Consider the following 14,416-nt stretch of genomic DNA (forward strand, 5'->3'; position numbering starts at 1 on the left):
AGTTATTTTTTGCACATTTTCATATTTCATCCAGATAACGATAAAACCACAATAGAACTAACTGACCAAAATGGTATATTGGTCATTTTTGATTAAAAAAAATGGAGCCCTTCGTTATCTTCTTTTACCCTAACATTTCCAGTTCTAATCTTCAACAGTCCCAAAGTCATAGGACCTCAGGACAGGGATTAAGGTATAATTATGAATTCTTTAACAGAACCTGAATAACAGACTCCATCTCTAATGGAGCAACTGTCGTTTCATAACGGCCATGGATGTCCCCATTACGGTCAATCAGGAATTTGGTGAAATTCCATTTGATGCCGTCACCTTGATACAATTCTGGATGCTTCTCTTTCACAAAGGTGTCCATCCACTCTCCTTCCTTCGTGTCCAGATCATAACCTTGAAATGGCGCTTCTGTAGTCAGATAACGAAACACAGGATGCATCGATTGCCCAACGACCTCAACCTTCTCCAAAATCGGAAAGGATATCTGAAACTGACTTCTGCAATACTCAGCTACCTCAGCGCTACTACCAGGTTCTTTGTCGTTAAACTGGTTGCACGGGAACGCCAGAATCTCCAGCCCCTGATCACCATATTTCTCATACATCTGCTGAAGTTCACTGAATTGCCGGGAGTAGCTGCACCGACTTGCTGTATTCACAATAAGTAGCACCTTCCCTTTAAAAGCAGAAAAATCACCCTTGTGTCTATCCATAAACGGAACTTGGTAAGAAAATATACTCATCTGTATTCATCCTCCTCTTTCTCTTTTGTATCTCATATGAACTCTCTCTTGAGATGGATTATACACCTCCATTATTAATAGGTGAAATATATAATAAATATAATTTTAATAGCTTTTAACTATAGTAGACGAAATAAAAAACTGCCCTTAGCAGTCACACACTGCATCTCGGACAGTTATCAAAATCATGATGTTAAATCACGCTAAACACATCGTTAACCCATAATTAAACCATATACAATGCCTGGTCCGTGTACCCCAATGGTTAAATCATTTTCAATATCGGAAGAGCGGCTTGGCCCGGAAATAAAGTGGATGCCTGCTGGAAGATTCTCTCTCCCCGCTTCGTCAAATCGATCCAGCGTCTCACCCAGTCTGGTGTGCAGTCGATCTACTGGAATAATGATGATGAGTACCGTAGGCAAGAGACTGACTGAACGACCTTTTTCCGGTGAAGAAAGTACAGTAACCGAGCCTGTGTATGCTGTTGCATAATCCGCCATAACCACACCGATATCAGCCTCAGCTGCCCGAGCCTTCCAGTTCTCATCAGCCTGACTATTCCAGACTGAGATCTGTACATCCGGAAGCTGCTCTTCCAATCCGAGATCCTGTAACGCCTGTTCATTCTGACGAATGATATACCTGGCACTCAGTTCATGAGACTTGTTGGCAATAAATTGAGATACTTCTTCCATGTTCTGAACCCGGGCAATGTGTGCGCCTACACTCACAAAGTTATCTGTAAATGCTTGAATACGCTTCTCTTCATCCCATTCCAGTTCAGTCCAAAAGTCGGGTGCTCCCCGAAAGGGTTGGGTCGGCGCATGGCGTTGCCTTGGTCTCCTCAATTTCGAAGCAATATCATTCATGAACTGCTCCTGTTTCTCCATGGACTTCTTCTCCAATTGTGCGAGCCATTGCTGATGTTCAGTGACCATGCTTATCCTCCCCTTCTTCTCGTTCACGAATAATCTGCTCCATACGACTGCGAACGGAAGAATCCATGGCCGGTTGCTCTTGGTTCAGTTCCTGATCCAGCTTGTTCCATTGTTGCCGGAAGGATTTCTTGGCGAGACTTGGGGCAACCCGATACTTGTTCCAGCCTTTGAGAGGACCCAACTTGAGAGAAATGCCGTTGTTGCGTACAACTGCCTTCTGCCCGATCTGTCCCAGGCGTATGGCCGCACTGAAACGTTTGGAATTGGATACAACAGCGGCAAATCCCTTCATGCCCATGCTTTCCATTTTGTTTCCATGGCCGTCTTCCACTTTACGCCTGCGTAAATAAACGAGCATATCATGCAATGGAATTTTAACTGGACATGCTTCATAACAGGCTCCGCACAGACTCGAAGCACCCGCAATATCGTTCCATTCATCAATGTTGCCATTAAGTGCAGGTGTCAGTACTGCGCCAATTGGACCACTGTACGTCCCACCGTAGGCATGACCTCCAATATGACGATATACTGGGCAAGCATTCAGACAAGCACCACAGCGAATACAATTCAGCAACTCCTGGAATTCAGGATCACCGAGCTGTAAAGATCGACCGTTGTCCACGATAATAATATGCATTTCATCCGGCCCATCAGCATCCGCTGTGCGGCGAGGACCTGTGATGCCTGACATGTACATCGTTAGTTTCTGACCTGTTGCGGAGCGTGGCAACAAGGTTGCCATGACTTCCAGATCCGTCCACGAAGGGATGATCCGCTCCATGCCCATCAGTGTAATCTGCGTTTTCGGAACAGTGGATACCATACGGGCATTGCCTTCATTTTCGAACAAAACCATGGAACCCGTCTCTGCAATTGCAAAATTGCAGCCGGTCATGCCGATATCTGCTTCGAGGAATTTCTCGCGCAGCTTTTTGCGAACAAATCCGGCAAGTACCGTTGTGTCCGGCTCCAGAATTTCACCCGCTTCCTTGGATAACAACTCTGCGATCTGATAGCGGTTCTTATGGATGGCTGGAATGACAATATGAGATGGCGCCTCGCCTGCCAGCTGAATGATGTATTCACCCAGGTCGGTCTCGATAGCTTCAATGCCCGCCGACTCCAACACATGATTGAGATGTACTTCTTCCGACACCATCGATTTGGATTTCACCACCGTAGAAGCTTGCTTATGCGCCGCAATATCCAGCGCAATTGCCGCTGCTTCCACCGATGTATCTGCAAAATGAATATGAACCCCGTTCGCACGGGCGTTGTTCACAAATTCATTCAGATAATAATCCAGATACGCAATTGTATGCAAACGAATCTGACGGCCACGCTCCCGCCATTCATCCCAATTTCCATGTTCTTCTGAGGCAGATTTCTTCCCGTTACGCAAACGTTCTGTCGTGAATTTGACTGCTTTTCGCAGAAAATCATCATTCAAGGCCAGTCCGGCACGTTCTTTGACCGTAGTATCCATGACTCCCGGTTGGCTCATCCTGTTCGCACCCCCTCATACAGTAGTTCCGCCAGATGCATTACACGCACCGGTTCATTCCGATAACGCAGATTACCTGCGATATTCATCAGACAGGCCATGTCCAGCCCCACCAATACTTCGGCTTGTGTCTCTTTGACATGATCGACCTTCTCCGTCACCATCGCTCCTGAAATATCGGACATTTTGATGGCAAACGTGCCCCCGAACCCGCAGCAATCCTCAGCAAATGGGAGCGGAACCAATTCCAGACCTTTTACTTGAGAGAGTAGCGCCATCGGCTCATCCTTCACACCAAGCAGACGGCTGCCATGACAGGATGGATGATAGGTTACTTTGTGCGGAAAATGTGCGCCCAGATCGGTTATCCCGAGCACCTGAACGAGGAATTGAGTAAACTCATAAGCTTTGGCTTCCAATCGTTTTGCCTTCTCCAACCATACTGGTTCATCCGCGAACAGCTCGGGATAATGATGAATCATATACGTACACGATCCCGAAGGACATACCACAAAATCACTGTCGTCAAACGCTTCAAGAATCGTTTTGGCCGCTACCCGAGTCTCATCCCAGTACCCGCTATTGTAGGAAGGCTGACCGCAGCAGGTCTGCACCGGCGGAAAATCCAGCCGAACGCCATGAGCGGCGAGCAATCTGACCATGGCCTCCCCCACTCGGGGATAGATGGCATCGCTGAGGCAGGTAATGAATAAGGAGACCTTCATAATTACACGCTCCTATTAACTGATTAGTAGATAAATTTACTATGAATATTTACACTGGACACTCCGTTTCGTGTAAATGTTTAGTTCATTTTATATAGATAAAATCTGAAAGATTAAACCGTGATGATACCAATATCGTATCCGCTCAAATGTTCTGTCTGTTCAGCCTCCAATGGCTGATCGGTAACGATCATATGGACTGCATTTAACCCGGATACTCGGGCAAAAGCACGTACACCAAATTTACTGGCATCTGCAAGTAAGATGACTTGATCTGATATGCCAACCATCTTCTGCTTCAGCCTTGCCTGGAGTTCATTGGATTCACTGATTCCGCCACCTTCGAGATGTACACCTTTGCACGACATAAACATTTTATCCACGTGATACGTTTCCAAAGAACGCTCCGCCAGCGGCCCAACAAAAGATAACGAGCGCGATGCCAGCTGGCCCCCTGTTGAGATGACCTCAACCTTGTCACGGTTGCTGAGTTCAGTTGCGATTTGGATCGAGTTGGTTAAGACCGTCAGCGGAAAATCCGGCATGTTCGCTGCCATATAACCTGCCGTTGTGCTCGCATCCAACAGAATGCGATCACCCGGATTAATCATCGTCAGAGCCGCTTGTGCAATCCGCTTTTTCTCTTCCGCATGGGTTGTCTCCCTGATCCGGTAAGGGATCTCCGGTTGATCTTCCTTCACACTCACTGCACCACCGTGAGATCGGCGTAGTCGTCCTGCGTGTTCCAGCCGATCCAGGTCACGCCGGATGGTTTCCTCCGTCACCCGGCAGCGCTCACTAAGCTCGGATACACGCATACTGCCCTTTACATTCACCATCTCCACAATCCGGTCATACCGCTCGGCTGCCAGCATGTTACACCTCACTCCCCGCTTGTGAATTAGATGAAGCCGTCACACGCAGAAATCTGCCGTAAGCATCTTCCCAGATTGATCCGTCCTGCGGCTCATACACAGTTACCGGAAATGAATCACGAATGGCCTTACGAGCTTCCCAGATATCTCTAAAAGCTCCGCTCGCCATCCATTGCACAGCCATATTCCCGATGGCACTTCCCTCTGCTGGACCTGCCCATACCGGCTTACCAATGGAATTTGCAGTCCACTGACATAACAGGCGGTTCTGGATGCCTCCACCGACCATATGCAATCCGTTGAACGCCTGACCCGACAATTGCTCCGTCCATTCCAGAACTCTTCTATACTTCAATGCAAGACTCTCCAGAATTGCCCGGGCAATAGCCCCCTGATCCTCTGGTACCACTTGCCCTGTATCACGGCAATACTGACGTATACGTGTCGTCATATCTCCTGCGGGCATGAACAGTTCATCATCCGGATCAAACAAACTGGCAAATGGAGGTGCTTGTTCCGCCTGCGCCAATAACGCATCATAGCTAATTCCCTGCCCCTGGCGCTCCCACTCCCGCATGCTTTCCTGCAAAATCCATAGTCCCATAATGTTCTTCAGCAGACGGAATGTTCCGCCCGCCCCGCCTTCATTCGTGAAGTTCAAGGCCAGACTCTCGGTACTAATTGCAGGATGATCTATCTCCGTACCCATCAGGGACCAGGTTCCACAGCTCAGATAAGCAAATGAACGTTCCGTTGCAGGAACAGCCACAACGGCTGAACCCGTATCATGCTCCGCAACAGCGATCACGGGAATCGGGGACAATCCCAGATCGTTACAGATACTGCTTCGCAATTGTCCAACACGGGTACCTGGCAGCACGGCTTTACCAAACAGTTTCTCCGAAATACGAATATGCGCCAGCAACTCACTATCCCACTGCCCCGCTGATGGATTGTATAATTGTGTTGTGGTTGCATTGGTGAACTCATTCACCGCTTCCCCTGTCAGGAAATAACGTAGCAAATCCGGAATCATGAGAAAACGCTCTGCTTCATGAAGCAACGGGGAACCGCTGCGTTGAAGCGTTGCCAATTGATACAGGGTATTAAAGCTAAGAAACTGTATCCCTGTACGTTCGAAGATTCGCTGAGAGCTCAGCTCTTGGCGTACCTGATCCATCATGCCGTTAAACTGTGTATCACGGTAATGATACGGGTTACCAAGCAACTCACCATTACTGCCAAGCAAACCAAAATCAACGCCCCAGGAATCGATCCCCAGGCTCTCCGGCTGTTCTCCCTGCTGTTTCACAAGGGTAAGCCCCTGCAACAATTCATGATGCAATCGCAGAATATCCCAGTGCATCCGCTCGCCAATCTTCACTGGTTCATTCTTGAACCGATGAATTTCGCTTGTTTCGATCCCTCGATCATTCAGATGTCCCAGTAGCGCTCTCCCGCTCCCAGCGCCCAAATCATAAGCCAGCACACTCACCGCGCTTCACCAACCTTTCGAACCCATCCTATTTTCCAAACGGTATCCCTTAATTCAGACCGTAACTCTGTACTTTATTCTGTATTTATTGTTTGTTTGTTTTTGTTTAATACTGTTTTACTTTATTTTACGAGTATATCACCAATGTAAGCGTTTGAATACCCTTCGGTTTTTCTTTCTTTTGGGTATACCAAAAACGACTCTCTCCCACCTGGGAGGAGCCGCATTTCTTTTTTCACGTATAAAATTGACCTTTGCTTACCCCCGACTGGGGTTGTACATCTCTCTCAAAATGCTTGAAACGTGTCCCCTGATACGTCAGCATCCCTCGATCATTTTCCACCATCATGCCATAATGGTTTCCGCCAACAATCAGTTCAGTGCGCTCCCCATTGTCGAATTCAAATGTAACATAATACCGGGTAGTCGCACTGCTATCGCCGCTTCCACCTGAGACTTCCGTTCGTTTAGCCACCACCGTTGAGTGCAGGGTTAACAAGGCTGCCGCGTTATTTGACATCCCTGAGCGTATGCCTGAAATAATAACAAAAACAATGACTCCCGCAATGATGAGAAATATGGCGCCAATGAAAATCGAAGCAAATGCATTCATTGTAGCAAACTCATTAAATCCCGAAAAAAAACCACCCTGATTGCCTTCAAAACCTGGTACTCCATTCATGTCGTCAAACACACCAAAGCCGTCTACGCTTAATCGGCCCATCGATGAGGACACGCTCGTTAACGCCATTCATCATCGTTCCTTTCCCCTTGCAAAAATAAGATGCACCGCCCCCCACGCAAGGAAGGCGGTGCATGCAGACAACCCGTTCTGCCTTGTCCATATACTATATGAACCAGATCAGGAATACAGACGTTCAAGTTCGTCGACCAGACTGCCGACATAAGCAACCGCAGAGCGAATCGGCTCAGGTCCGGACATATCCACACCCGCAAGCTTCATTAACTCCTGTGGCGTGAGACTTCCACCAGCTTTGAGTGCATCAAGCCAGCGATCTACCGCAGGCTGTCCTTCTTCCCGAATCTGCTGTGCAGCCGCTGTGGAAGCCGTCAAGCCTGCCGCATAGGTATACGGATATAGTCCCATATAATAATGAGGCTGTCTCATCCACGTGAGCTTGGCCCCTTCATCAATTACCAGATCAGGTCCCCAGAATTCGGAAAGGATGTCTCCCTTGAGTTGACTTAACGTCTTCGCCGTAATGGGCTCATCATTGGTTGCGCGTGCGTACACCCTGCGCTGTAATTCACCTTCCAGCAGATGTGTAACGAAGTTATGGTAATACGTGTTCAACAATTGCAAAATGACCCAGCGACGCATTCTCGGATTATCGGAACGCTTCAATAGATGATCGGCCAGAAGCATTTCATTCATGGTCGACGGCGTCTCAATGAAATAAAGAGATGGCCGTGTATTCGTGAGCCGTTGGTAACGTCCCGCAAGCATGAAGTGGCCTGCGTGCCCCACTTCATGGGCAAGTGTAAATGCTCCGCGCATATTGTTCGCCCATGAAATTAAGATATAAGAGTGTGAACCATATATAGAGGAGCAAAATGCCCCTGTGGATTTGCCTGCGTTATCTGCGTAATCCACCCAGCGATCACGGAATGCGCGCTCTACGATCTCGCCGTACTCCGGCCCAAGCACATCAAGTGCTTCTCGAATGAGTATGCACGCCTCATCATATGTAATGGCAGGGCTAAATTCAGGATCAAGCGGCGCCTTCAGATCACAAAACATCAGTTTGTCCAGACCCAGCTCACGTTTCTTGAGAGCCGCCAGTCTGCGCATATGAGGTGCGAGTTCCTGCTGGATAATATCCAGAATATTATTGTACATCTCTTTGCTCACTTGCTGTGGGCTGAGAAGCATATCTGTAACATCGTCGTAACCACGCAGCCTGGATAATACAACCTGTTTCTTCACTTCGGTTGCATAACCTTCTGCGAACGTATTTTTGTAATCATTTAATGTCGAGCTGAATGCAACATAAGCAGAACGGCGCAGCTTTGTATCAGACGACATCTCATAATTATTTTCATAGAATGACCAGGACAGTGGACGATTATTGTCCTCTCCATCAAGAGCATCGTCAAACGTCATGTCTGCCAGTTTACCGCGCAGATAGATACGGTATGGCGAATCCAGTACCTCTCCTAATGAAGCGAGTACCTTCTCGGTCTCAGGCGTAAGCCGATGTGCTTTTTCTCGAATCAAACGCTCCAAACTGCGCGCATACGGCTCCAATTCCGGAAGCTCTTCAAGATAACGCTCAACTGTTCCCTCCGGCAGATCAACGATCTCCGAATTGACAAAAGACAAGGACGACGACAGATTTGATAGGATATCTCCTGACTTGGCTGAATTCTCAATATTCACCGGATTCGTGCTGTCCTCTGACTGCTTCAAGCGGGCATAAGAAGCCGTCTTGCTGATCCGCTCCTGCAAAGCTTCACGCGCATCCAGACAAGCCAGTAATTGTTCAGCCCCTTCGCCCAGACGTCCTTTGAACGTTTCGATCTGGGCAGCAGCCAGAGGAAGTGATCGAAGCTCCTGCTCCCACTCTACATCGGTTACAAACAAGTCTTTCAGATCCCAAGTCGTTTCTGGGTTTACTTCAGCACGTGTACGTATTTTTTCCATCTTTAGTTGTCATCCTCCTTGCATTTCCAATATCTCTCATCGTATCATATTCCAGTTCAAGGGAGTATAGATTGGACTAAAGATTATTCACACTTACCACTTCGATGACAGAACAACCTTCCGATCGCTGTTATCCCCAGATTTTTTGATTCCCCTTTTTCAAAGGTGAAAATCCGGGGATAAAGGCGAACGCTCCGCTTCTTCAGGTTCTTTCTGTCCTCTACGTTCTCGTGTGAATGTTTAGTTCCATCTATATAAAAGGGGTATTTAGGATAAAGGCCAGTATATGCTTGCGATGTAGCTTTCTTTCAGAAAGCTTTTAGCTACGCTTCTTCAAACTATTTCTGTCCTCTACGTTTCGTATAAACTTTTGCTCATGTGACCATGGTCTGAAAGTAACTAAAAAAACCGCCGGGTAATGGAAGAATCCATTTACCCGGCGGTTCATTATAGAACTTACTTATTTAGCTTCTTAGAACTTACTTATTTAGCTTTCTTTCCAAATTACATTTTCACCATAGTTTTTACCCCAATTATACATCGCGTGCAGGACGGGCATCAGGCTTTGACCGTGATCGGTCAACGTATACTCCACCCGAGGAGGTACTTCTGCATACACTTTACGCTCAATCAACTTGTCTTCCTCCAGCTCACGTAACTGGTTGGTCAGCATCTTCTGGGTAATATGAGGGATTAGGCGTTTCAGCTCACTGAAACGTTTGGTGCCTTCCAGGCCCAAGTGCCACAAAATAATCAGTTTCCACTTGCCACCGATCACCGCAAGGGTCAATTCCTTCTCACAGTTGATTTCTTTCAGATTAATCCGTTCCTTCACTTCGGACGCCATGGCTCCGAGCCCCCTCATCTTCAATCTTATATCGCGTATATTACACATATCACGGGGACACTTCACACGAGGTAAGTTTTCCGCTCCATGCATGATGTAATAAGTACATTCATTCGATACAGCTATCTATTAATTCTACTACAGCCTGGTCGGGATGCAAAGTTTAACTGAAAATCACGGATAAAACCTATACAGATGAATGACTATGTATCGCAGAAAAGACCAGAACCCTTCATGATCAAAGGATTCCGGTCTTTCATCTATTCACTATTCCAGGTTCGCGTGGCGGCCAAACATATCCGCTCCGGTCATACCCTTCATTTCCATCATCGTAAGAATGAGAGCATCCATGCCGATTAACAGTCCTTGTTCGAACAACGAACCCATCGGCTGAATGGTTAGTGCCGCTCCGGAAGTTGCTGTGTCCTCTTTGGCTGAAGCCGGAAGGCGCACTACCGTAGTTGCCAATTTCCCAATCGTGGACTCTGGCTTAATCGTAATGAGACCTACAGGCGCACCAGCTTGACTAGCCTTTTCAGCCATGGCTACCAGACTGCCTGTCTCTCCTGAGCCAGAGCACAGCAAGAGGAAATCCTTAGAGCTGATCCCAGGTGTTACGGTCTCGCCCACCACATATACACGAAGCCCCATCTGCATCAGTCTCATGGCAAAAGCCTTTCCCATAAGTCCTGACCGGCCTGCTCCTGCTACAAAAATCTGTTCCGCAGCTAGAATGTGTTCAGCCATCGCTTGCATCTCAGCATCGTCGATCTGGCTTAGCGTACGTTCCAGCTCCTTCAAGATGTCAGCTGCGTACTGTGTTTTGCTCATCTGCTTACCCTTGTTTAACGAGACGTTGCATTTCAGCTGCAACTGCCGCTTTGTCTGCTTGTCCTGTGATACCGCCGCCTACAATAACCAGATCCGGTTGTGCTTTGATTACTTCTGGCAATGTTTCCAGCTTGATTCCACCAGCAACAGCCGTTTTAGCATTTTTCACAGCAGCTTTGATCGTTTGCAGATCTTCGAACGGGCTTTGTCCTTCAGCTTGTAGGTCATAACCTGTGTGTACACAGATGTAATCTACGCCAAGCGCATCAATTTCACGAGCACGTTGTTCCAGGTTAGGCACGTTGATCATGTCTACAAGAACTTGTTTGTTTTGTTTCTTCGCTTCTGCTACTGCACCTTTGATCGTACTGTCATTGGTTGCCCCAAGCACAGTGATCAGATCCGCACCAGCTTCAGCTGCTTTCATGATTTCATAACCACCAGCGTCCATGATTTTAAGGTCTGCAAGAACTTGCAGATTAGGGAATGCTTCTTTCATCGCTTTTACCGCGTGCAAACCTTCATTAATAACGATTGGAGTACCAATCTCAACGATATCAATATATTGTTCAACCTCTTTAACCAATGCGATACCTTCAGGGATATTTACCAAGTCAAGCGCCAATTGCAATTTCATCATTTATTTCTCCTTTGTTGTTCAAGTATGATTCGTTCCTGTAAAAATAATAATCAGATATTTAGCCTGCACCAATTGGTCTGTTCAGATGCATGCAGTGTTTGTTTTGGCTACTCACTCATTGTAGACCCTGACTATCCATTCAGGAAGTACGCACTTTGAAGTGGGGTAGTTACTTGGGGGATACTATTGATAATTATTCGTTGTTAGGTGAATATGCAATCTAGATCTATCCCCTCTTGAATTTACTCATTTTATAATTAAGCCAATAAAAACGGTTGTAATTATTTGACAAAAAATATCATATGTGTTTCACTATATATGAATATGGAAAATTATTCTAAATAAAACAACCAAATTTGAAGGAGGAATCATTATGAAATTCAAGTCCTTAGTTTCCGGTTTTTTGGTGGCGGCTCTATTATCTATTGGGCCAAATGTTTTTGCAGATGCATCTAAACCACAAGCTTTTGAGGGGATTGCTTATAACAAGGCCGATTTGAATGAGTTTGCAAGCTTAGAGAACATTAAGTTCTCCCAAGATGAAGGAAATCTAGAAGTCAGTTTTGAACTTAATGGGAAGATTATTGAAATTGAGGCCGTTAACTTCGGCAAAGATGAAAACGGAAATAAATATGCGACAAAGGAACGTGAAGACGGTATTTCGTTCAATCTACTTGAATCCAATGGTAATATTACGGGTGTAGCAGTAAACACCAAGGTTTCTCCTATAAATCAAACCATTGAGGATGCCTTTGGATTTGTTATCTCTAAAAGTGCGGATCAAACTGCACTGAAGCAAACACTAAATCAAGTACAATCTGAACATAGCATAACTCTAAAAAAATCTATACAAAATATCAATTCCCTGCCTCACCAAGAATTGTCTCTAACTGATGTTCGCCCCATGGCTGCTGATTTGCATGTACTGGCAAGTGGACTAAGTGTTCCATTTTTAATCAGCGGTGGTTTCTCAGAAGGCTGGGTATATTCTAGTTATCAAACTCAACAATTTTTCAAACTTACTAATTTAAGATACAGTATCGCTTATAACTGGCCTTCTGATGGCGTATCATTATGGTATGATTACTTAAACAGTAATCAGGCATATCACTCACCGGCTTGGCCGTCTGCTGGACAACAGAATGTAGGAGGAGAATGGATTATTGATGCTACTAAAGGTAAATTCGCAGCAGAAACTACAGTTAGTGCTATTGTAAAACTCGTTCCTCTGATGTGGACAATCTATGATACAGCTAATATTCGATAAAGTATAAGACTATTAAACGGCTACAAAATGTTCAGTGATACCCAAGTCATATTACTGCCTTGGGTTTTTTTATGTGTTCAAGTATATGTACATCGGGGAAACGATCGGTTACCTATCCTCTGTATTCATATTAAGCCTTGAATTGCAATCCATGCTCTGTTACGTAAATATTCACGCAATTTTCAGACAACAGAGACATTAAAAAGCTGTCAAGGACTTTCTCGACAGCCTGAATCGTTCCAGAAAGTTATTTCATATCTCTCTAAAAAGTAATGAGATACCCACGATCAAGAAAACAACTCCACCGATCCGGTAAAATAGGAGAGAAACGCTACTCGGTTCTGCGTCACCCTCAAAACGCCACCAGTTGGATAAAAACCAAGAAGTTCGGGGACTAAAAACAGAAATGAGTCCCATTAAGTTAAAAACAATAATAAAAATCCACATTGAATGTTACCCCCCAAGAGATATATTCACGAAACGTTCTTATCACACATTATATAGTAAGCGTATACATTTTAGAATAATAAAGTAAATAATTGTATACAATTAATATTCAAACATGATCTTCCTTTAACTAACTCATGATTAAAAAGAGACCACTTATCCTCTTGAAAGAGAAAGAAAGTGGTCTCTTTTATAAAGACTCTGCCATTCAGGAGGGTCTTACAAAATTCGTGCTTTACCGTGTGATGTAAGTCTTACAGATATACAGGTTTCACGCATACCGGCTTGGATACACCTGTGCTGTGACCAGTGTATTTCAGACGTCCGCTTTCCTGATCTACCGCGAATGTCACGAGGTTGTTGGTATCGCGGTTAGCTGCGATCAGCAATTTGCCGTTAGGTGTCAGCGCAAAGTGACGCGGGTGCTCACCTTCTGCAGATACATGCTCAACCAGTGTCAGGTGACCTTTGTCTGCATCTACTGCAAATACAACGATGCTGTCATGTCCACGGTTAGAACCATATACATAACGTCCATCATTGGAAACCGTGATTTCGGCTGTTGTATTCTCTTTGCCATCATATCCATCAGGCAGTGTGGATACAGTAGACAATTCAGTCAACGTGCCCGCTGCTGCATCATATTTGAACGAAGTAATGGAAGAATCCACTTCATTGATGACATATGCGAACTGACCATTCGGGTGGAACGCCAAGTGACGTGGGCCTGCTCCCGGATGTGTTTTGGTTTCACTGTGCAGCACAAGTTCATTTTTGTCTGCATCAATAGAATAGATCGCGATGTTATCTGCGCCCAGATCCTGTACCATCATGTATTTACCATCTGGGCTGAAAAATGCGGAGTGAACATGTGGCTTGTCCTGACGTTCAGGATGCGCACCTTGTCCTTCATGTTTCTTCTCGTCCAGAAGCGCTCCAACTTCACCGTTATCCGTCAAGGCTTGCAGACCTACCAGACCACCGTGGTAGCTGGAGAGGATCAAGTATTTGCCGGAAGGATCACGCTGGATATGACATGGTGGAGCTGAAATGGAGTCATTCCGGTTCAGCAACGTTAATTTTCCTGTAGAAGGATCAATGCTCAGAGCTACAGCTTCAGACATTTTGTTGCCTTCAGCTGACGCTGTTTCACCAATCGCATACAGTTTGTTTCCTTCAGCATCCACGTTGACAAACGTTGGGTTTTTCACGCCCGCGATGCCGTCAAGCTTGGACAAGCTGCCTGTATCCTCATTCAATTCATATGCATAAATGCCCTCATTTTCCGCTTCGGCGTAAGAGCCAGCAAGTACGAGCAAGCGTTTTGATTCACTCATTACAGTTTCCTCCTCTATGTGTATGTAATCTTGTTGCACCTCTTCTATAATAAATCTGCCATATCAAAATAGCAATCCGCTGTCG

At 45.8% G+C, this 14,416-nt stretch carries 14 protein-coding genes; 1 reads left to right on the plus strand and 13 read right to left on the minus strand.

Translation table 11 applies throughout. From position 1 onward, the window contains the following. Nucleotides 1-199: 199 nt before the first annotated feature. From AC1DE7_RS08400 to hxlA, 11 genes are all read right to left on the minus strand, one after another. Complete coding sequence (locus tag AC1DE7_RS08400) at nucleotides 200-754, minus strand: glutathione peroxidase (RefSeq protein WP_101313900.1); 555 nt, start codon at nucleotides 752-754, stop codon at nucleotides 200-202. 215 nt (nucleotides 755-969) lie between these two features. Then, nucleotides 970-1,695: a LutC/YkgG family protein gene (locus AC1DE7_RS08405; protein ID WP_101313899.1), complete on the minus strand. Its 726-nt coding sequence runs from the start codon at nucleotides 1,693-1,695 to the stop codon at nucleotides 970-972. Beyond that, nucleotides 1,685-3,202 carry a LutB/LldF family L-lactate oxidation iron-sulfur protein gene (locus AC1DE7_RS08410; RefSeq protein WP_101313898.1) on the minus strand — a complete coding sequence of 506 codons (1,518 nt, stop codon included), beginning with the start codon at nucleotides 3,200-3,202 and terminating at the stop codon, nucleotides 1,685-1,687. Before AC1DE7_RS08410 ends, AC1DE7_RS08405 begins: the two co-directional genes overlap by 11 nt. Then, nucleotides 3,199-3,927: a (Fe-S)-binding protein gene (locus AC1DE7_RS08415; protein WP_017688927.1), complete on the minus strand. Its 729-nt coding sequence runs from the start codon at nucleotides 3,925-3,927 to the stop codon at nucleotides 3,199-3,201. The genes AC1DE7_RS08410 and AC1DE7_RS08415 overlap by 4 nt, the downstream gene beginning before the upstream one ends. Before the next feature lie 113 nt (nucleotides 3,928-4,040). After that, complete coding sequence (locus AC1DE7_RS08420; protein WP_340032755.1) at nucleotides 4,041-4,802, minus strand: DeoR/GlpR family DNA-binding transcription regulator; 762 nt, start codon at nucleotides 4,800-4,802, stop codon at nucleotides 4,041-4,043. A 1-nt stretch (nucleotide 4,803) separates the two neighbouring features. Further along, nucleotides 4,804-6,297, minus strand: a complete 1,494-nt coding sequence (locus AC1DE7_RS08425; RefSeq protein WP_477534137.1) for a rhamnulokinase — start codon at nucleotides 6,295-6,297, stop codon at nucleotides 4,804-4,806. A gap of 235 nt (nucleotides 6,298-6,532) precedes the next feature. Next, nucleotides 6,533-7,048: a DUF2500 domain-containing protein gene (locus AC1DE7_RS08430; protein WP_245838093.1), complete on the minus strand. Its 516-nt coding sequence runs from the start codon at nucleotides 7,046-7,048 to the stop codon at nucleotides 6,533-6,535. 111 nt (nucleotides 7,049-7,159) lie between these two features. After that, nucleotides 7,160-8,962: an oligoendopeptidase F gene (gene pepF / locus AC1DE7_RS08435; protein WP_477534138.1), complete on the minus strand. Its 1,803-nt coding sequence runs from the start codon at nucleotides 8,960-8,962 to the stop codon at nucleotides 7,160-7,162. Nucleotides 8,963-9,449: 487 nt separating this feature from the next. Further along, nucleotides 9,450-9,809 carry a winged helix-turn-helix transcriptional regulator gene (locus AC1DE7_RS08440; RefSeq protein WP_036608849.1) on the minus strand — a complete coding sequence of 120 codons (360 nt, stop codon included), beginning with the start codon at nucleotides 9,807-9,809 and terminating at the stop codon, nucleotides 9,450-9,452. A 267-nt stretch (nucleotides 9,810-10,076) separates the two neighbouring features. After that, entirely contained in the window at nucleotides 10,077-10,640 is a 564-nt protein-coding gene (gene hxlB / locus AC1DE7_RS08445) for a 6-phospho-3-hexuloisomerase (protein WP_405159140.1), read from the minus strand. A gap of 4 nt (nucleotides 10,641-10,644) precedes the next feature. Further along, complete coding sequence (gene hxlA / locus AC1DE7_RS08450; protein WP_036670570.1) at nucleotides 10,645-11,277, minus strand: 3-hexulose-6-phosphate synthase; 633 nt, start codon at nucleotides 11,275-11,277, stop codon at nucleotides 10,645-10,647. Nucleotides 11,278-11,653: 376 nt separating this feature from the next. Here hxlA and AC1DE7_RS08455 point away from each other — a divergent pair, with 376 nt between their 5' ends. Continuing rightward, complete coding sequence (locus tag AC1DE7_RS08455; RefSeq protein WP_211081431.1) at nucleotides 11,654-12,547, plus strand: hypothetical protein; 894 nt, start codon at nucleotides 11,654-11,656, stop codon at nucleotides 12,545-12,547. A gap of 252 nt (nucleotides 12,548-12,799) precedes the next feature. Here AC1DE7_RS08455 and AC1DE7_RS08460 read toward each other — a convergent pair whose 3' ends face one another. After that, nucleotides 12,800-12,994, minus strand: a complete 195-nt coding sequence (locus AC1DE7_RS08460) for a DUF6199 family natural product biosynthesis protein (RefSeq protein ID WP_397330459.1) — start codon at nucleotides 12,992-12,994, stop codon at nucleotides 12,800-12,802. 254 nt (nucleotides 12,995-13,248) lie between these two features. Beyond that, complete coding sequence (locus AC1DE7_RS08465) at nucleotides 13,249-14,331, minus strand: lactonase family protein (protein ID WP_477534139.1); 1,083 nt, start codon at nucleotides 14,329-14,331, stop codon at nucleotides 13,249-13,251. Nucleotides 14,332-14,416: the final 85 nt, after the last annotated feature.

The sequence above is a fragment of the Paenibacillus sp. 10L310 genome (genome assembly GCF_056395745.1).

Excerpts from the sequence above, each read along its gene's own strand:
- AC1DE7_RS08455 (WP_211081431.1), top strand. The coding sequence starts at position 11,654 with ATGAAATTCAAGTCCTTAGTTTCCGGTTTTTTGGTGGCGGCTCTATTA.
- pepF (WP_477534138.1), bottom strand. The coding sequence starts at position 8,962 with ATGGAAAAAATACGTACACGTGCTGAAGTAAACCCAGAAACGACTTGG.
- AC1DE7_RS08400 (WP_101313900.1), bottom strand. The coding sequence starts at position 754 with ATGAGTATATTTTCTTACCAAGTTCCGTTTATGGATAGACACAAGGGT.
- AC1DE7_RS08460 (WP_397330459.1), bottom strand. The coding sequence starts at position 12,994 with ATGTGGATTTTTATTATTGTTTTTAACTTAATGGGACTCATTTCTGTT.
- AC1DE7_RS08465 (WP_477534139.1), bottom strand. The coding sequence starts at position 14,331 with ATGAGTGAATCAAAACGCTTGCTCGTACTTGCTGGCTCTTACGCCGAA.
- hxlB (WP_405159140.1), bottom strand. The coding sequence starts at position 10,640 with ATGAGCAAAACACAGTACGCAGCTGACATCTTGAAGGAGCTGGAACGT.
- AC1DE7_RS08440 (WP_036608849.1), bottom strand. The coding sequence starts at position 9,809 with ATGGCGTCCGAAGTGAAGGAACGGATTAATCTGAAAGAAATCAACTGT.
- AC1DE7_RS08420 (WP_340032755.1), bottom strand. The coding sequence starts at position 4,802 with ATGCTGGCAGCCGAGCGGTATGACCGGATTGTGGAGATGGTGAATGTA.
- AC1DE7_RS08410 (WP_101313898.1), bottom strand. The coding sequence starts at position 3,202 with ATGAGCCAACCGGGAGTCATGGATACTACGGTCAAAGAACGTGCCGGA.
- AC1DE7_RS08415 (WP_017688927.1), bottom strand. The coding sequence starts at position 3,927 with ATGAAGGTCTCCTTATTCATTACCTGCCTCAGCGATGCCATCTATCCC.
- AC1DE7_RS08405 (WP_101313899.1), bottom strand. The coding sequence starts at position 1,695 with ATGGTCACTGAACATCAGCAATGGCTCGCACAATTGGAGAAGAAGTCC.
- AC1DE7_RS08430 (WP_245838093.1), bottom strand. The coding sequence starts at position 7,048 with ATGGCGTTAACGAGCGTGTCCTCATCGATGGGCCGATTAAGCGTAGAC.
- hxlA (WP_036670570.1), bottom strand. The coding sequence starts at position 11,277 with ATGAAATTGCAATTGGCGCTTGACTTGGTAAATATCCCTGAAGGTATC.